16 protein-coding genes are annotated in these 19,248 nt (G+C 34.9%); 9 read left to right on the top strand and 7 right to left on the bottom strand.

Features of this window, described 5'->3' with window-relative positions; genetic code table 11:
* Positions 1-56 precede the first annotated feature (56 nt).
* The 3 genes from ACQ76T_RS04120 to ACQ76T_RS04130 form a co-directional block, all read right to left on the bottom strand.
* Positions 57-962: a DUF6268 family outer membrane beta-barrel protein gene (locus ACQ76T_RS04120; RefSeq protein WP_431342074.1), complete on the bottom strand. Its 906-nt coding sequence runs from the start codon at positions 960-962 to the stop codon at positions 57-59.
* A gap of 130 nt (positions 963-1,092) precedes the next feature.
* A complete protein-coding gene (locus tag ACQ76T_RS04125; protein WP_431342075.1) occupies positions 1,093-2,001 on the bottom strand; it encodes a PhzF family isomerase in 909 nt (302 codons plus the stop codon).
* A 93-nt stretch (positions 2,002-2,094) separates the two neighbouring features.
* Positions 2,095-3,213, bottom strand: coding sequence for an FAD-dependent oxidoreductase (locus tag ACQ76T_RS04130; RefSeq protein WP_431342076.1), 1,119 nt, complete (start codon positions 3,211-3,213; stop codon positions 2,095-2,097).
* Between the two features lie 93 nt (positions 3,214-3,306).
* Here ACQ76T_RS04130 and ACQ76T_RS04135 point away from each other — a divergent pair, with 93 nt between their 5' ends.
* The 4 genes from ACQ76T_RS04135 to ACQ76T_RS04150 all read left to right on the top strand — a co-directional run bounded on the left by ACQ76T_RS04135 (position 3,307) and on the right by ACQ76T_RS04150 (position 7,919).
* The gene (locus tag ACQ76T_RS04135; RefSeq protein ID WP_431342077.1) at positions 3,307-4,269 is read left to right on the top strand and encodes a helix-turn-helix domain-containing protein; all 963 of its coding nucleotides are present in this window, start codon (positions 3,307-3,309) and stop codon (positions 4,267-4,269) included.
* 290 nt (positions 4,270-4,559) lie between these two features.
* The gene (locus ACQ76T_RS04140) at positions 4,560-4,970 is read left to right on the top strand and encodes a hypothetical protein (protein WP_431342078.1); all 411 of its coding nucleotides are present in this window, start codon (positions 4,560-4,562) and stop codon (positions 4,968-4,970) included.
* 142 nt (positions 4,971-5,112) lie between these two features.
* Entirely contained in the window at positions 5,113-6,159 is a 1,047-nt protein-coding gene (locus ACQ76T_RS04145; protein WP_431342079.1) for a helix-turn-helix domain-containing protein, read from the top strand.
* 119 nt (positions 6,160-6,278) lie between these two features.
* Positions 6,279-7,919, top strand: a complete 1,641-nt coding sequence (locus ACQ76T_RS04150) for a serine hydrolase domain-containing protein (protein ID WP_431342080.1) — start codon at positions 6,279-6,281, stop codon at positions 7,917-7,919.
* An 80-nt stretch (positions 7,920-7,999) separates the two neighbouring features.
* On the opposite strand, the gene ACQ76T_RS04155 is transcribed toward ACQ76T_RS04150, so the two are convergent.
* From ACQ76T_RS04155 to ACQ76T_RS04170, 4 genes are all read right to left on the bottom strand, one after another.
* A complete protein-coding gene (locus tag ACQ76T_RS04155) occupies positions 8,000-8,413 on the bottom strand; it encodes a hypothetical protein (protein WP_431342081.1) in 414 nt (137 codons plus the stop codon).
* 195 nt (positions 8,414-8,608) lie between these two features.
* Positions 8,609-9,808 carry an MFS transporter gene (locus ACQ76T_RS04160; RefSeq protein ID WP_431342082.1) on the bottom strand — a complete coding sequence of 400 codons (1,200 nt, stop codon included), beginning with the start codon at positions 9,806-9,808 and terminating at the stop codon, positions 8,609-8,611.
* Between the two features lie 166 nt (positions 9,809-9,974).
* Positions 9,975-10,586, bottom strand: coding sequence for a response regulator (locus ACQ76T_RS04165; RefSeq protein ID WP_431342083.1), 612 nt, complete (start codon positions 10,584-10,586; stop codon positions 9,975-9,977).
* Between the two features lie 7 nt (positions 10,587-10,593).
* Positions 10,594-13,584, bottom strand: coding sequence for an ATP-binding protein (locus ACQ76T_RS04170; protein ID WP_431342084.1), 2,991 nt, complete (start codon positions 13,582-13,584; stop codon positions 10,594-10,596).
* Positions 13,585-14,416: 832 nt separating this feature from the next.
* On the opposite strand from ACQ76T_RS04170, the gene ACQ76T_RS04175 reads away from it, so the two are divergent.
* The 5 genes from ACQ76T_RS04175 to ACQ76T_RS04195 all read left to right on the top strand — a co-directional run bounded on the left by ACQ76T_RS04175 (position 14,417) and on the right by ACQ76T_RS04195 (position 18,892).
* A complete protein-coding gene (locus ACQ76T_RS04175; RefSeq protein WP_431342085.1) occupies positions 14,417-14,770 on the top strand; it encodes a helix-turn-helix domain-containing protein in 354 nt (117 codons plus the stop codon).
* A 424-nt stretch (positions 14,771-15,194) separates the two neighbouring features.
* Positions 15,195-16,469, top strand: coding sequence for an aminotransferase class I/II-fold pyridoxal phosphate-dependent enzyme (locus ACQ76T_RS04180; RefSeq protein WP_431342086.1), 1,275 nt, complete (start codon positions 15,195-15,197; stop codon positions 16,467-16,469).
* Complete coding sequence (locus ACQ76T_RS04185) at positions 16,462-17,091, top strand: TetR/AcrR family transcriptional regulator (RefSeq protein ID WP_422691948.1); 630 nt, start codon at positions 16,462-16,464, stop codon at positions 17,089-17,091. Before ACQ76T_RS04180 ends, ACQ76T_RS04185 begins: the two co-directional genes overlap by 8 nt.
* Before the next feature lie 101 nt (positions 17,092-17,192).
* Positions 17,193-18,278: a DNA polymerase III subunit gamma/tau gene (dnaX, locus tag ACQ76T_RS04190; protein ID WP_431342087.1), complete on the top strand. Its 1,086-nt coding sequence runs from the start codon at positions 17,193-17,195 to the stop codon at positions 18,276-18,278.
* Between the two features lie 32 nt (positions 18,279-18,310).
* A complete protein-coding gene (locus ACQ76T_RS04195; RefSeq protein ID WP_431342088.1) occupies positions 18,311-18,892 on the top strand; it encodes a hypothetical protein in 582 nt (193 codons plus the stop codon).
* Positions 18,893-19,248: the final 356 nt, after the last annotated feature.

The following is a 19,248-nucleotide window of genomic DNA, read 5'->3' on the forward strand; positions in this document are numbered from 1 at the left end:
GATGGATATAGATTGGAGGTAAAATAGGGAGCTGTCATCATTCTTTTTCATCATTATCATCGTTTTTCTGCAAAGTTATACTTAATCCCCGCAGAAACATAAAAGGAAGGATCAAAAGTAGCATTTCCCCATTTTAGAAACTGAGAAGGTTCTCGGTCTCTATAGCGGTCTGTCCGCCCAAAATTAGCTCCTAATGTTCCACTTACAGTCCAGTTATTGAAACGGTATTCAGGTTCCAGACCCAAACTGACATAATGATGATCAAAATATTTTTTCTGACCGTCAATTTTAGCTGTAGAAAAGAAAAATTTTGGACGGTTCACGATGCGTACAGCAAATGTGTCATTGAATCTGTACCCTACAGAAAATTTAGGATTATAACTTAATTCTGCATGATATTCCATACCGCGCTTCTTTTCACTATGGTACTGAAAGTAGGGCATTGGAATAAGCATAGGTTTATCAAAAGCATTGTTTGCAATAAGCGCAACACCGGCTTTTATTTTGGGACGTAACTGCCATATAAATGAGGAGTAGATATTAACAACAAGGTTATCCATTTCAATCTTATTGAGATCTGTATGGGTAGAATATATTCCGGCAGATGCCCCTCCAATAAACATCAATTTCTCGTTGATCGGGCTCATATAGAGTACTCCAAGATCTGCAGAGCCCATTTCTTTAGGAATGGTTTCTGATGCTATGCCGTCATTATTAAATGAAGTATAAGACGCATTCAGTGTAGCTGCCCATATTTTGGGCTGATGATAAGTTGTAGGACGTACACTTACAGGAATTGTTGCTGTAAAAGTAGTGGTAACCACAGAACTTTTTGCTTCTGTCTTGTCTCCGTTATCATTAATGTACTTTTGTTTGGGAAGATATTCTGATCTTACTTCTATTTGTGCAAAAGTTTGAACTGCCTGTACTAGTGTAGCAATTATTATCCATTTCTTTTTCATTACTTTCTTATTTGAAAGCACAAAGAAACTTTAATAATTTTGTAACTAATTGTTGTTTAGTTTGTTAAATGATGGTTTTTACTATTTAAAGGATGAAATGCAGAATGTAAAGGATGAATTTTCGGACTCATCAAATAGACATCGTTACCCGAAACACAACTACCGCATTTCCTGTAATTCTGATTGTGTTGGGTATACTATTATTAACGGTAACCTCTACTTTCATTTCTCCGATGCGGTTGATGGCTTCTCCCTGCCTTGCCGTAAACTCAAAAGTTCCGTCAGCCATTTCTATAATTTTGTTTTGAATGAGATATCCTCCCAACGGGCCATTAGCATTTCCTGTGACCGGATCTTCAGAAATACCGATTGCAGGGGCAAACATTCTTCCATAAGTAAGGATATTCTCATCATCGGTGTCAAATGTGAATACAAAATAGCCGTTGCAATTTATCATTTTGCTTAGCTGAGCCAGGCTCGTAAAATCTGGAGTAAGACTGTTTAATATACTTCTGCTTTTAATTCCGATCATTACTTTGGAATGTCCGGTAGAAGCAATTTGTACAGGGCATTTTTCATCAAGATCTTCCATTTTTAATCCCAGTGCTTTTACAATGTTTTCTTCTGTTGAAAGATCAAAAACAGGGCTCAGCTGGAAGGCTCCTTGTGTCATGGTAATTTGATAATCATTCTCAATTCTCTCAATATAAATAGGGAGAATTCCGACTTGAGTATAAATTTTAATGATGCATGATTCCAACTTACTTTCTATTGCTTTTGCGTAGAGGGCGGCTATCGTAGCATGTCCACAAATAGGAACTTCTGTTGTCGGAGTGAAATAGCGGATATGATAATCAAAACCTTCATTTTCAGAATTGGGTTTCAATACAAATGCTGTTTCCGAATTATTGAGTTCTCTGGCGATCAACTGCATTTCTTCAGAAGTCAGTTTTTCAGCATTTAACACAACTCCAGCCGGATTTCCTTTAAATTTTTCTTGTGTGAATGAATCAATTTGATACACAATTACATCCTTCATTTCTACCTTATTAATAAGAGTAAAGATACTAATAAAACAGATGTGAAATAATGGGTTGATTACCAAATCCAACCACATTGTGCAATGATTGATCTATTGAATCAATTGTTGAAAGGAAAAATCGGGATGCCGCATTTCCATTTCATTGTTGGAGGATGAAATTTGAGCTTCTGTTGCATATAGAAACATCTGTTGCTCATAGTTGTCAATAGCGTCCTGCAAAAAAGTTAACTTTTCGTCCGCTAGGTTATTGGATAATATCAATGCATCCATAAGTCCGGTATTTACACCCTGTCCGGCAAAAGGAGGCATAAGATGGGCAGCATCTCCTATCAGCGTTATAGGTAAGGGACGATTTCTTTTCCATGGTTTGTCAAGCGGCAGTTTTTTGGTAGGCAGATACCAAAAGGAAGATGTTGATTGAAATAAGGCTCCATAACGCTCATCCCATTGTGCGAATCTTTTTGTGAGGAATCTGCGGATGGTTTCGGTATCTTTTGAAGCCAATTCAAAATCATGAGGTTTTTTAAAAATGACTCCGTAGCTCAATGCTCCATTGTTATTCGGGTTGATTACGATTAAATTTCCCTGGTATGCTGTCATCAGTCTTTTGCCATTGCATAATTGATAAAACTCAGGACAGTCTTTTTGAGGATTGGGAATGTCACCCTGAACGATCACTGTTCCTGTTTCTGTAGCTGAAGTATCCGTAACATATTTTCTTATTCCGGACATTCCGCCATTGGCTGCTATGACGAGGTCAGCTGTTGCCTGGGTTCCATTTTCAAAAAGAAGATTCCATTTTTCATCCTGAATTTCGAGCCCAGAACATTTTCTGTCCCAAATCACTGTGTTGTATTTCAGACTGTTAACCAACATTGTTCTTAAGCTGTTTCTATTGATTTCCGGATTGTCAAATTGGTTTTCCGGGGTAATCTCTTTGGTAACCAAAGTCGTAAGATTTTGATTGGTTATGGTAATGCCCATGGGAATTGCTTTTCGATAGTAAGTATCCAGTAATCCTGCTTTTTTCAAGGCTTCCTGGCCTGATCCTTTGTGCAGATCAAGGGTTCCTCCAAAAATTCTTGCATAAGGATCCTGATCTCTTTCATATACCGTAACGTCTGCATTTTGCAGCTGAAGTAATCTTGCCATCGTAAGGCCGACAGGACCTGCGCCTATAATGGCAACTTTCTTATCTTTTAGTATCATTGTTAATAAGGGTATTGATTGATACAAAATTGCGTGATATTTTAGAGGCAAAATAACTATATTGGACCTAAAAATAACTGTAAAAGACTTTTTATGGATTGTAATGATCATACAGTTCCTGATGTTCTGAAATGGCTGGCAATTGCATTGGGAACTCAAATAGAAGGAAGAAAACTGGAAATTCCGTCTCAGTTTGGAAACGGATATTGTACCGGGTTTATTTTCAATGATTATATCAGAATGCTTATCAGCAATTATGAGTTGAAAGAAAATGTTACTATTGAAAACAAAGACCTCCAAACAACCAAAAAAATGTTGTTCTTTAAATTTCAGAATGTTTTCCCTAAGATTGAGACATTACAATATGAGGCCAATCGATCATACCTGCCTTCTGTTTTAATAGGGACCAGCAGAATGAATACGGATGAGGTGATTGCAATTCACAGCAATACTGCCACTATTAATATTGAAGTAGATGCAGAGTATCTGAAAGGACTCTTTTCTTCTTCAGATCAGTCACCGGTTTTGCAGAGCCTTTTGCAAAACTCACAACCTCTTATTTTCGAACAACTGATTTATCCTTCTCTGCAATTGGTGGTTAATGAAATTGTTTCGGATTCTGTTGATGAAAGTTTTCAACTTTTTTTTCTTCGGGTCAAAGCTGAAGAATTGATCTGTAGATTACTGATCGAATTGGAGAAGCGGGAAGAGAAGCACCTTTATCCTTTAAATCCAAAAGATATAGAAACGATTTATAACGTAAAAAAGAAAATCCTTGACCATTTAGAAATTCCGCCTGTCATTGGTGAACTGTCATTGCAGGCGGGAATGAGTCCAACAAAATTGAAACGTTTGTTCAGGCAGGTTTTTGGAGACAGTATTTTCAGTTATTATCAGAAATTCAGAATGAAAGAAGCCGCTTTTCTGCTCCGGGAAAAACAATATACAGTTTCGGAAGCGGGATACCAGCTTGGATTTACTAACCTCAGCCATTTTTCAAAAATATTTAAAGAGCATATCGGGACAAATCCAAAACAGTATTCTATGACTCATTGAAAGATATTTTCATTGTCTTTTAAAATATGCTTTAAAGTATTTATTTTTTGTCAATATACTTTTTTGCAAGTAATAACAGATCAATGATATACAAATTTAGTGTGGTATTATCGTTTTTTTTATTGATGAATTGCTTTCTTTAATGTCATACAATGAAAAAAATGGTTGAATTTTTGTTATACTAAGAAAATGAATTGAAGCATCATATATAGATCATGATTTTGGAATACAATCTCAGAAATATATGGAAGAACATCTTTACTTATAAAATTCATTTTAAAATATACAATATGAAAAACGCAAAATTATTACTTACAGCAGCAGTTGTATTGTTCACCTCAACAGTTTCGGCACAGCTTGTCCCGAAAGGAACAGGTTCAGACAAAGATAAACACGGATGTAAACTGTCTGCAGGATACTCTTTTTCCGTACTGAAAAATGACTGTGTCAGACTTTTTGAAGAAAAAATACAGCTGAAAGAAGTTAATCCCAAAAAATCTTACAAATCCAATGCAACCGTTATTCTGAGTGAGGATGGTACAAAAGCAGAGCTATTTATGCCTTCTGCTGAAGGAAGTTTGATCCTTGACAAAGAACCATCCAAAAAAGGACAACTGTATAAAAAGGGTAAATATACGCTCACTAAAGTTAAAAACTCTTATACTTTAAAGTTAGCCAATAAGCATGTTTTTAAAAGCTAGAGAGCAACCTTTTTAATATAGCAAATGAAACAATCGGTTTCATTTGCTGTATTAATTTTTTATAAGAAATACCTTTTCATTAATAAATAATAAATCATTCTTCCTATCAGTCATGATTATTTGTAGTTTTGTGACTATGAGCATGGAGAATCTATCATTCATAAACGATCTGGGTAAAATTATTTTTTTCCTCTTTTTGCTGTTAAGTGTTTTTTTACTAACGGCGAAATCGGAAAGAAAGTTACCCAACTATTTATTTGCTGCTTTTCTATTGATTTCCGTTGTCGATTTTTCTGGTTTTTTTCTGGAACCTTCTGACAATAAAATAATTAATGGATTTAAAATTTCTAGTGTTTTGCTGCAGATGCCTTTGTATTATTTATATGTGAATGCAGCCTGTTATTATAACTTTACCCTTCGCAAAAAACACCTTTTACATTGCCTTCCTTTTGCCATCTTTCTTATCTGGCTGGGAACTCAGGGATTATCTGAGAGGGCAGGTTGGATATTTGAAATCGTTTCTACTCTTCAGTATTACTTTTATATCATCGCTGTGCTTCTGACATTGAGAACATTCAGGAAGTTGTATCAGGAAAATTATTCAAGCAATCACCATATGACCTATCAATGGCTGATGCAGACTACCATTCTTTTTGTGATTGGAAATGTCTTTGTATTAATCAGAGGTTTATTAAAGAGTAACGAAACCATTTCTTTATACTTATATGCTTTCACTTCAGTGTTTGTACTATTTGTTATCAGTTGGTTTGTCTTACATGCTTTGTATCGTCCCAATCTCTTAGCGGGAATCAATAAAGATCTCATTTCGGTACCACCTGTAACTATATCTAAAGAAGAGCCGGAAGCATTGAAAGATCTTCTTGAATTCATGACCATTGAAAAGCCTTACCTGGATGATAAGTTGACATTACAGAAATTATCAGAACAGATGAAAATGTCTGAAAAACAACTTTCAATATTAATCAACCAACATACAGGTAAACATTTTTTTGATTTCATTAATGAGTTCAGAATCAATCAGGCTAAAGCTTTGCTTAAAGATCAACCTCAGTTGACAGTACTTGAAGTATTGTATGAAGTGGGATTCAATTCTAAATCTTCGTTTTATACAGCCTTTAAAAAAGAAACAGGGGCTACTCCTACAGATTACAGAAAATCAAGTATTTAGATATTGTCCGATTTAAATTCGGACTCATTTTTGATATAAAAATAGTCCGAATTCCGGTAGTCGGATATGTAAACCGATGTAAATTTCCAGATTTGCTTCATCATTCAAAATTATACAAGATGAAACTTCAGATTCAATTTACATGGTTACTTTTTACCGTTCTGAACATAGGAACATGCTTCGGACAATCAAACCTACAAAATAAAATTACGAGAGTAGATTCGCTCCTCAACAGTTATGCTCAGGCAAATGCACCTGGAATGGCTGTAGGAATTATTAACGACGGAAAAATAATCTATAAAAGAAACTACGGACTGGCCAATTTGGAAAACCGTATTCCAATTACAGATTCTACAGCGTTTGATATCGCTTCTGTTTCCAAGCAGTTTACAGCATTTGTAGCTCTTTTGGCCGAGCAGGAGGGAAGGCTTTCATTTGAGGATGATATTCGAACTTATCTGCCCGAACTGAAACATTTACCTTACAAAATCACGATCAGGCAATTGGCAAATCATACTCATGGACTGCCGGATTTTACCAATATCAAAAAAATGCAGGGTTTTGGGGATGAATTCAGGGTGACCAATGCGGAAGCGATAAAGACGGTATTGGCCATCCGAAGTGTCAACTTTAAACCGGGAGATCAGTATAGCTACAATAATACAGGTTTTATGCTGCTTTCAGAAGTTCTCCACAGAATTTATAAAAAGGACTTTCCTGAAATACTCAACGAATATATCTTTCAGCCTTTACATATGAATCACTCCATGGCAGTGAATGATCCTGTAAAAATAATTCCTAATAAGGCCGAATCCTACGATAAAAAAGGTTCCGGGTTTATCAAGCATAATCTGGGGCAGATGGAAAATGGATCTTCCAATATTTTTACTACACTGGACGATCTTTGTCTGTGGGCAATGAATTTTCAGAAGCCAACAATCGGAAACCGGGAAATTTATGATAAAATGCAAAAGAATACGGTATTGAATAGCGAAGAGAAAATACAGTATGGACTTGGCCTGCAGACCGGAAAATACAAAGGTCTTGATATTGTTTTTCATGGTGGAGGTACAGCGGCGTACAGATCTTATATCCTCCATGTCCCCCAATATAACCTTTCTATTGTATTGGCGGGAAATAAAAGTGTATTTGACGGATTATTAATTGCATATGGATTGATTGATGTATTTCTTAAAGATCAGCAGGTACTTCCGCCACCGGCAAAGAAAATGAATTATTCACCTTCGGAGCTTCAGAATTTTGCAGGAACTTATGAGATGAATCCCGGGAGTTATCTGAACATAAAGACAGATGGTAAAAGCCTTTATTTTGAGGGTGATACAACTCCTTTTTCCGTGATGGGAGATGAAAAGTTTGGCATACCTGCTATTCCTACAGGAAACTTTGTCTTTCAGAAGGAAGCGGTTACCTTCAATATTGGTGATTTTAGTTTCCATTGTAAGAAAGTCATTCTAAAACATTTGAAAGAAAAGGAAATAGATCTCACACCCTATGTTGGGTTTTATAGAAATGAAGAATTTAATACCATATATGAACTTCTGATTGAAGACGATACATTAATAGCCCGACATGCATTGAATGGAGATATCAGACTGCACTTTCAGAATCGTTCAAAGGTATATTCATATCAGTCATTTTTTGGAGGTCTTGATTTTAAATATGACAAAAACAATGTTGCAGCCGGATTTGTACTTTCCGGAGGAAATCTTCAGAATATTGAATTTAAGAGAATGAAATAATAGAATATTTTTTAGATAAAAAAACCGCAGCTTAAGAGATAAGCGCGGTTTTTCTATATTTTTAAAATGATGTAAGGTACCTACGATTCTGTCTTCAGATAGCCAAATTGTAACATGGGCTCTTTTCCGAATAAACATGAAAAAATATTCTGGAACTCATGAATGTATCTGCATTTTATTGCATTTCCATATATTTTTAATCCTTCAAGTATTTTCCTCGAACTGAGATCGATATCGTATTTTATAAATGTTTCGGGTCTTTCATACCGTATTCTCTGGTCTGAACTGTACGTTCTTGAGAACCCCAGTTTTTCAAGCCATTCTTCTGTAATTTTAATAGGTTTGATCGAATCTGCCGGAACCGAAATACTTTGAATATCATTTTCAATTTTAACAAAATATGCCTGTTCAGTACTGTGAAAAATCTCAGTGATCGTATAAATCTGATTTTTGTACTCGACTAAGTTTTTGATTTTTAGATCTGCTACGTTCATATTATTTTGATTTTTAATGATAAAATGGTTCTTTGTGAAAAGCAAATACTATGCCCTGCACTGGAATATCATTCTGGATTTTAGTCAATATTATGTTAAATTTTCAGGAGAGAAATGAATAGAATGTTAAGGGAGATAGCTTGTAGACCACTATTTTAAAAATTCTTGGTCGAAAAATGTGGTATCTATGTGGTACTATACTTTTTTCTTTTCTCTTGAGGTATTGAAAGTGGCAAGAATAAGTGCAATAATAACAGATACCATCAGCACAGCCATAAAAACGTTCCACGAATAGGCATGGAGAATATAACCAGTACCACTTCCCAGGATACTTGAACCAAAATAATAAAAGAGCCAGTAAATAGAAGTTGCGGAAGATTTACCTCGTTTGGCATAGAGCGCCGTCATCTGACTGGCCATCGTATGAGCCGCAAAAAATGAAAGGGTAAAAAGGCCAAGCCCGAAAATAAGGATATAAATATTTTCTGAAAGCAATAATAGTGCTCCTGTAAGCATTGAAAGAATAGTACCCTTCAGAATATCATTCATTGAAAATCTTTTGGAAAGCCGCCCCACGATCATTGTTCCAAAGACCCCGAAAGTATACATCAGAAAGATAAAAGCAATAATAAAATGACTTAAAGAAAAAGGTTTGTCTTCTAATCTGAAGGTCAGGTAATTATAAACACTTACAAAAACCCCCATGAGTAAAGCCGCGATAAAGTACAAACGAAGCATATAAGGGTTGGTAAGGAAGAACTGCATCTGTTTTACCTTAAGATGATAATCTGTTTTCTGTGGATTGAAGAATTTTGATTCAGGAAACAGTCTCCAGAAAACAAGACCTAATAGTAAACTTTCAATTCCTATCATCAGCACAGCATTACGCCATCCGAATTCTCCTGCAATAAGGGTTGCCAATATTCTCCCGCTCATTCCTCCAATCGTATTTCCGCTAAGATACATACTGATAGCCATGGGGACAGCCAGTGCACTTAGTTCTTCTGTGAGATAGGCTAGAGCAACAGCCGAAACGCCTGAAACAACAAAGCCTTTTAATACTCCAATCCCGATCAGAAGACTGAGGCTGGGAATCCAGGTGGAAATAATGGTGAGTAAGGCCGAAGAAATCAAAGAAAATACCATCAGGCTTTTTCTGGAGTAGCTGTCTGCTTTAAAAGCGAAAAACAACAGTCCCAATGCCATTCCTATTGTAGAAGAAGATACAAGCAATGAAGTATCACCCACAGAAACTTTAAAATGTTCCGCAGCCATAGGCAGCATAGGTTGAAAAAGATAAAGCTGTGCAAATACGGAAAGTCCGGAAAAGAAAATACAAAGTTTTATATACCGGAAACGTTGGCTTCCCTGATCAGCTTTTTCAGATAGGTTCATGATTTTTGCAGTTAAAATGCATAGATTGAACAGAACAATAAACTCCTACAAATTTCCTGATTATTTTTTGAATTTAAAAATCATTGTTTCAATCATTTCTATTGGTAAAACACATCAATAGAATAGGGTAGTGAGAGGAAAAAGAGCTGTTAGGTCCTAAAACCTACTAGTGCATCATTTCATAGGCTTTTATCAATTCAGCAATATTTCCTACATCAAGCTTCTGAAAAATCCTTTTTTTGTAAGTACTCACCGTAGACATTTGAATATTGAGTTTGTTGGCGATCTCAAGATTTCCGTTGCCATCTGCCAGAAGTTTAAAAATTTCATATTCACGCGATGAAAGTTTTTCTGCAGGATTGTCTCTTTTATTCTGAATGATCAGCCCTATAATCTCGGCAGGATAAAAATATCCTTTTTCGATGACTGCTTTTACTGCATTTTTTATTTCATCTTCACTGCTTTGTTTGTTCAGATATCCTTCAGCTCCTTCACGGATGTACTGAATGGCGACATCTTTATCATAGCCTGAAAAGACAAGGATTTTTATGGTACTCTGAATCGTTTTAAGTTCAGAAATCATTTTTTTATACTGAGTTCCGGGCATATCAATATCTAAAATAAGGAGATTATAATATTGATTTGCGAGCATTTGTTTCACCTGCTCATAGTCTTCTGCAAAGTCAATGGTAAGCTGGGGATAGGCAGATTCCAGGACGAGAGCGGTGCCTGCTCTCACAACATAGTGATCATCAGCGATTAAGATTCTGTCATTCATATAGAGTTTAGTTTTTTTTGAGTATTATTTTCACAATAGTTCCTTGAGGAGAATTCCGGGCAAAACTGATTTCAGCTTTAATTTTTTTTACCAGATGAATTACCATATGAAGCCCGAGCCCTTTTCCTTTAAAACTCGGTGTTTCCAGGTTAGGGTTTCTGAATAAGTTCATATAGTTGTTGATCTGGTCTTCGGACATTCCTGTCCCCGTATCGGTAATTATGATTATCGTTTTTTCGTTACTTTCTGTAATATTAAGGATTATTTCTCCTTCAAAAGTATTTTTAACCGCATTATCAAGGATGTTATGAATAATAGCTGTTAGGATACTTTCATTGGCTCGGGAAAAGACTTTATTTTCGGTACTATTAATAATAGTGGTTCCTTTTTCTTTGGCAATTTCCCAGAATAGCTTTCTCTTGATTTCCAGAATCCTGTTGATAGGATATTCTTCTTCCTCAAAAATGTTCTCAGCTTTATAAAGCTCGGTGTATTCCTTTAAATTCAATGTGAACTGATACAACTGCTCAGACGATTTATAAATACTGTCAAAATATTTCTTCTGAAGCTCCAGATCATCTGACTCATAAAGTTTCTGAGATAGCATAGCTATGAACCTGATAGGCGTTGTGATATCATGGCTAATGGTTTCCACCAGTTTTTTCTGATATTCTGTTTCTTTTTGCAGCTCACTTTTCACTCCCTCCAGGGTAAGAGAAGTTTCTTTTAATTCTGAATTTTTATTGCGGACGATTTGTTTGAGAGCTTTATTTTTTATTCTCAAAAAATTGGTCATCAGCTGAACAATGATCATAATGAGAACTAGAATAATAACTGAAGCAGATACCCTGAAAAGCAATGTCTGATAGAAAAGGGGCTCAATTTTGAAATTGATTTTATTTTCAAGATATTCTCCATCCGGAGAAACCAACATCCTTACGTTGAGTGTATAATTTCCCGGGCTAAGATTGCTGATCGTGTATTTCAATTCTTTTCCGGTTGCGATGGGTTCCCAATCCAAATTTTCCCTGCCAGAGATTTTCGCTTCCAAATAGAGGTTTTCCAGATTATAAAAATAAGGAATATCAATAAAAACATCGGCCGTTTTGTAATCATTTTTCAGGGAAAGCGTTCTGTGAAAGTACTGTGTGTCAGAATTTCCGATTTTTACCCTTTCAATATAAAGGTCCTTTTTACCCGGATAATACGTTCTAATGCTGTCCGGATTAAAAAACACAAAACCGTCCATAGAAGGAAATACAAATTCTCCATTTTCCAACTCATAAGCATTCGGCTCAGAGCCTCCATTAAATTCATTGGTCAGGAAGCCGTCTTTTTTGGTAAAACGATAGTAAAAAACAGGTGATTTTCTGTCGGAAGCATACTTCAGCAGTTGTGTTTTGGGAACTTTAAAAAGTCCGTTGTCAGAAGATATCCAATAAGAGCCTTTTCGATCTTCCAGAATATAGTGAGCCGATTGGAGGAAATTATTCCTGTCATTCGGCATTTTAATGAGCTTGCGATCTTTCAACAGGAAAAATCCGTTCTTGTTGGTCATTATCCAGATCAGCCCATCCTTTGTTTTGATAATACTTTTTACATCAATATTTTTTTGAATGGGCGTGATGGTATTATTCCTCAGTGTAACAGAATACAGCCCATCCGTATTACCTGTCAGAATTTCCTGAACACTGTATTGATAAAAAGTATTGATAGCACTTTTAAACCGATAATTTAAGTCTTGTGAACTGAAGATATCTTTTTTTGAAATCTGTAACTGATAATCTACATCATTTGAAAACGTTGAAGCATACAGAGAGCCACTTTTTAAGAAATTTTCAAATCCAGGTTGGATAAGGGTAGAATCTTTTTTTCTGTACCCGGAATCTTTATGAAATCTTATGATACTGTTTCTTTTACGAACCAGGATATTGTCGTGACTATCATACATCATCAGATGATTATCATTATTTCCCAATGAAAAATGATTGACAATACCATTCTTCCCCAAGACGGTTCCATCTTCGGCTATAATTGTATTTTTACCAAAGGGGAGAGAGGCAAAATAAACATTGTTGGAAAAATCAGCACTCTTTTTTGCTACATAAAAATGGGAAAGATTAAGAATGTTAAGACCATTATTAAGGGTTCCCAGATAAAGCCTGTTAAAATCTTCATCATAAAACATAGAACAGTAAGAATGACTGCCTATTTCATCATATTGAGTAAGAAAAGTAAGGGTAAGTTTAGCATCTTTATACTCTACAAGATAGATATTGTTATGATTAATAATAAAAGTCTGATTGGTAACCTGCTGCCAATATACCTTGTTTTCAGGATCATTAAAGAGGCTTAGTGGTTCCTGAATATTGATCTTTCCTTTATCAAGAGCGTACGTTTTTCTGGATTTCAGATCACTTATGAAAAGAATTTCATCAAATGCGAAGACATGGTTCAACGTTTTACTTGAAAACGGAATCGCTATTTTGAGTTCCCGCCCCTTTTCATCCTGATAAAGTACCGTATTTTTTTCTTTGAATACGTATTTGGAATTTCTAAACTTTATACAATATTGAGTATCATCATAAAAGCTGGATGATATATTATTATTTACAATCCGATAAGGAATCTTTCTTTCTGAAGAACTGTTTTCAACATCTTTATGAGGTTGGGTTAAAGAAGGAAACCTGTTTTTGATAACAATCTTACCCCTCTGGAAGTTATCCAGAACCGTAATTTTATCCATCAACGGGTCACCCGTAAACTCTCCAAAGTGCAGATTATTGATTTTAAAATTATTGAAAGTAATAAATGAACTGCCATCGTACCGAACCAGTCCGTTTTCTGTGGAAATCCAAATAAACCCATATTTGTCTTTAACAATAGCCTTTGCACTGCTTTGAGGCAATCCATTGTCTATATTGTACCATAGAGATGTATGGCGCTGTCCTGAAATATGTAAATATAAGCAAGCAAAAAACAATGCCCAAACTCTCATATATGAAAAACTGATCTATACTCTCTGGTGATCACAAAGAGCGGTTAATAATAGTTTTCGTACAAGTCAAAGTCTTTTTAATAAGCAGGAACGATTGAAAATAAATTTTTGTCATTGAGTTTTCTTGGCATTTTTGTGTTTTTTAGATTGTTTTCTTGGTGTAAAAATAATGAATTTATGGACACAAACAGATATCTGTGAAAGTGTTTTACCAGTGTTTTTAATTATGTCTATTATTGGTGAATAATATAAAATTGCTTTTGCTTGATAATATATCTGTAAATAGTGATTTTTTTTTCGAATATTATTTCAACCAGGCTCCATAAGACATGGATGTCGTAATTTGTTGATTTTTATATTTTATGCTTAAAAATAATATAAACAATAGTTGCCGATATTGAAATATCTCTAAAGAGCTTTTTTCAGCAATGAGCTAAAAAGACAAACTATGGTGTAGTAAAAATTTGACAGAAAAAAAAGCTTAATTCTACAGAAAATTTTTAACTGGTTTGGAACATATTGATACTTTTGCAAAAAGTTTCTAACCCTACTGAAGAAACTTATTCTATTACAAAATAATGATTCTAAGAAGACAAACGATTTTCCTCAAAAGCAAAGGAACTCTCTAAGAGATCTTTTGCTTTTTATTTTCTGCAAGAAAGGACCGGCTTAGTCATTTAAACTGGCAGTAAAAAAACTTTAAAACCAGGTAAATTCTCAAATTGTGTTTACGAAATTATTTCTGCCACGACCCGATCTTTAATTTTATGGAAATTCATCGTATTATTTATTTCTTATTCATACATTTATATATTAATTAAAAACACACACGATGAAAAGAAGTGAAGAGATCACACACCAATACTTTACCTTTTTGGATAAGCATATTCAGGATCTTATTTCAGGAAGAATAGCTGGTTTTATGGAAGTTAATGAGATTGCAGGAGAACTGGCTGTTTCTCATAAGCATCTTACAGACACTGTAAAAAAAGAAACAGGGCAGCACCCATGCTATTTTTATGATGAAAAAATTATTCACGAAGCTAAAAAAATGCTTGTTGAGTCAGATGAATCGGTCGCGGAGATCGCACGGCTTTTTACTTACGACCCATCCAATTTTTCAAAATTTTTTAAGAAAATAACAGGAGTTACACCAGGAAAATTCAGAATGTCTGGCAAAATGTAGTTTTTTACTGGTATACTCTCGGAATACTCATGAATCGTTTTTTATGTGGTTTTTCCTTGGTGTAAAGCTTTAAAAAAGAATCATTTTTACTGACGATAATTTTTTTAATGTATAGAAATGAGATAATAGATAAAAATAATCTTTTATAAATGAGATTGTTGTGAGAAATAATCTTAAAATTTTATTTTTTATTTATCAATATAGTTTTATCGTTTGTTTTTTTTTATTAAATTTAGATAAGAAAAACTAAATAATTCAATTAAAAAATTCTTTATAATAAGGTGTAGATATGTGAATTTGTTTGGTTTCCAGATCATAAGAAAAAAATGTTGTGCCATTAATAATATTTAATTTTCTACTGGAGCTTAAGCCTTTTAAATAAGCATATATTTGCGCTTTCAAACCACAACAAACAAGATTAAGGATGAGCATCAATTTCACAACAGCAACATTTAGGGATTTCGAGAATATCCCAGACTTCGATATGGTAGAGAGAGCCGAAATATTTTATGAATTTTTGGATTATATGAAATCCAATGGTCATATGAATTACAGACTGAAAAACAATTCAGGCTGCAGCTCTGTCATGAATGTAGATATAGAAAATACACAGAAAGATTATGTAAGCTTTGTTTCCAATGATTATCTTGGATTTACCCAGCATCCCAAAGTAAAACAGGCGGCTATTGAAGGTATCCAGAAATACGGAACAGGAGCTGGAGCTTCACCACTTATCGGAGGACATTTTGTGTTTCATGATGACCTTGAAAAAAGAATTTCATCTTTCTTTGGGAAAAAACAGGAAGAAGCTGTTATCTTTACAACCGGATATACCGCAAATAGCGCAACACTTCAGATTTTATTGCAAAAAGAAGATATTGCGATTATAGATATGGCTGTGCACGCCAGTGTGCATGAGGGGTGTGCTTATACCAACACTAAAACATTTCCTCACAATAATCTTGATGCTTTGGAACACATTTTGAAGACATCAGAAGATAAGTTCCGTACAAAGTTGGTCATTATTGACGGGATCTATTCACAGGATGGTGATGTTTCTCCTTTGAGAGAGATCCACAACCTGGTAAAAAAATATAATGCCTATTTAATGGTAGATGATGCACATGGAGTGGGAATTCTTGGTAAAACAGGAAGAGGAGCTCTGGAAGAAGCAGATATGATTGATAAAGTAGACTTTATTACAGGAACATTCAGTAAAACCTTTGGGAATGTAGGAGGATATGTGATCTGTGATAAAAAAATGGCAGCCTTTATAAGGTTTCAGTCCCGTCAGCAGATTTTTTCTGCTACCGCACCGCCGTCTACGATGGGTATTATCAAAGCGATCGAATTAGTGGATGAAGAGCCAATGTGGCGTCTGAAACTTTGGGAAAATATAAATTACTTTAAAAAAGGATTAAATGATATAGGATTAGATACAGGAAATACCTGTTCTGCCATCGTTCCGGTGAAAATAGGAGACCCTAACATAACCGGAGATGTAGGAAAGCTCCTTATACAACACGGAGTGTATACCAATCCCATATTATATCCCGCAGTAGCGAGAAAAGATGCAAGGATCAGAATGGCTGTAATGGCTACTCATGAGAGAAAACATTTAGACAAAACGCTAAATGCATTTGAAGATATCAATAATAAATTGCATATTGCAAAAAAATTTAATAACAACCATGCCTAGGAAAGTTGTACAGGGTCCTATCAGAGATAAGGAGAAGACCAAACAGAAACTGTTGGCCGCAGTTGGTAAAATTTTAAGAGTAAAAGGTTACTCTGGCCTAAAAGTAAGCAAAATTGCAGCAGTAGCTGGTTTTGATAAAAAATTGATCTACGAGTACTTCGGGAGTACAGATAAGTTGATCGACGAGTATATCAAATCTCAGGATTACTGGAGCAATAACCTTGCAGGCGGTACTGAAATCGATCTTTCAGATGGAGGAAAAGAACTGTCTAAAATTGCTTTAATCAATCAATTTGAAAGTTTGAAAAAGAATAAAGAACTTCAGAAGATTATTCTTTGGGAACTTTCAGAACATAAACCAATCCTGAGGAAACTAGCTGATGAGCGCGAAGAAATGGGGGATGTCATGTTTAAAAATATTACAGATCCTTACTTTGGTGAAGACAAAGCAAAAAGATTTAGAGCGATCATGGCTTTACTTATTTCAGGGGCTTATTATCTGAACATTCATACCGCAGCCAACGGAAGTACTTTCTGTGGATTGGATATGAAAAATGAAGAGGGTAGATCTGAAATCGAAAAAGCTATTGTAGAGATTATAGATTTTGCTTACCAAAAGTAATGATCATTAAAAATTCCAATTTTAAGCAGAAATATCTTTTTTGTTTAAAATTGGAAAACTTTTAATTTTCAAATTAAAACTATATTTCTTATTTTTGACCAATGGAAAATTTTATAGTATCTGCAAGAAAATATCGTCCTCAGGAGTTTGATGCGGTGGTAGGACAATCCCATATTACGGATACTTTAGAACACGCAATTGAAGAAAATCAGCTCGCACAGGCATTGCTTTTTTGCGGTCCTCGTGGTGTGGGTAAAACTACATGTGCCAGAATTCTGGCCAGAAAGATCAATGAAAAAGACGGATCCGTCTCCGAAGATGGTTTCGCTTATAACATCTATGAGCTGGATGCAGCATCCAATAACTCAGTAGATGATATCAGAGAACTCATAGATCAGGTACGTTTTGCACCCCAGGTAGGACAATATAAGGTATATATCATCGATGAGGTGCATATGTTGTCTTCTGCTGCCTTTAATGCTTTCCTTAAAACTCTTGAAGAACCGCCCGCTCACGCTATCTTTATTCTGGCTACTACAGAAAAACATAAAATTATCCCGACAATTTTATCACGTTGCCAGATTTATGATTTCAAAAGAATTACCATTGAAGGAATTCAGGCACATTTAAGAGACATAGCCCAAAAAGAAAATATCCAGTACGAAGATGATGCTCTGTACCTGATTGCTCAAAAAGCAGATGGGGCACTCAGAGATGCACTTTCTATTTTCGACAGGCTTTCCACATTCTCGCAAAAGAACATTACACTTGCCAAAGCTGCAGAGGTTTTAAATATTCTGGATTATGACCAATATCTTACTATTGTAGATCTGGCTAAGGAAAATAAAATTCCTGAAGTACTTTCTGCGTTTAACGAGATTGTGAAAAAAGGTTTCGATCCTCATATTTTCGTTGCCGGACTGGGAAATCATTTCAGAGACCTGATGATGGCACAGAATACTTCTACAATGGAGCTCATTGAAGTAGGGGAGAAAACAAAATCCAAATTCATAGAACAGGCGCAGAAATGGACCGCTCAACAATTGATAGACGGCATTGAAATTTGTAATCATGCGGATATTAATTATAAGAATTCCAAAAATCCAAGACTTACTGTCGAAATTGCGCTGATGCAATTGGCTTCGCTGACTGCAAATTCAGACGTAACTAAAAAAAAAAATTCCTAATACTGGCTCCGTTTCTCCATGAGAAACAGGAAATGAAAATCCCTGAAAAGGTTCATGAGAAACCGGAAATAAAAACTGAGGTTTCTGTATCATCAGAAAATACTCAGGAAACTGTTATTGCCAAAAAAACAACAAAACCACTTTCAAGACCTGGAATTTCTTCCGGATTCAGCATTAATTCTTTTTTAAATCAGGAAGAGAAAGTAGAAACAACAGAAAATGTTGCTGTAAAAACTGAAACCCTTCCTAAGAACCATTTTACCGATACAGATCTCCAGGTAGAATGGAAAATCATGCTGAAACATCTTCAGGTAAAAAATAACTTTATTTTTAATGCTGTAAAAACTTTCAAATTGGTAAAGGCAGAAGAGAATAAAATCAAAGTTTTGTTCCCTTCCGACTCTGCAAAAGTAGAATTTGACAAAATAAGTGGAGAATTTTTTAATCATTTCAGAAGAAAAGTTCAGAACCACAGTATTGAGGTAGAATACATGAGAGACGTTGAAAATCTGAAGATTGAGGTCGTCACCAAGAGGAAGATTTTTGAAAAATTTATAGAAAAAAATCCACTTTTGAAAGATCTTGATGATTTAATGAAGTTTGATTTGACATAATTTTTATATCTTTGTCAAATATTTTTGTAGAAATTAAGTTTTCAACAAGAAAAAAATACAACCAGAAACGCTAAAACAAAGACATTTCCAGAAGAAAAAATGGGAAATTTAGTTAATACATACCTGTCTTTCTTTGCACCCGCTAATTATTTTAGCGGTTATTTTAGCTTTTCTGCTTCTTATTATAGAAATTTCAGAACGTATTACCGATTTTATTGGTATTGTTAACTGAATTTCTTTCCAAAAAATACAGGAGAAGTAGAGCCCTTTTATTTTCCTGATTCCTTTAAACAATTTTGAACGGCATTTTTTGAAAAGAATTATAAAATTAATTTTATAATCAAAGGGCTATTGCT

Origin of the sequence: Chryseobacterium sp. JK1, from assembly GCF_050632815.1 — a bacterium.
In the GTDB taxonomy this organism is placed as follows: domain Bacteria; phylum Bacteroidota; class Bacteroidia; order Flavobacteriales; family Weeksellaceae; genus Chryseobacterium.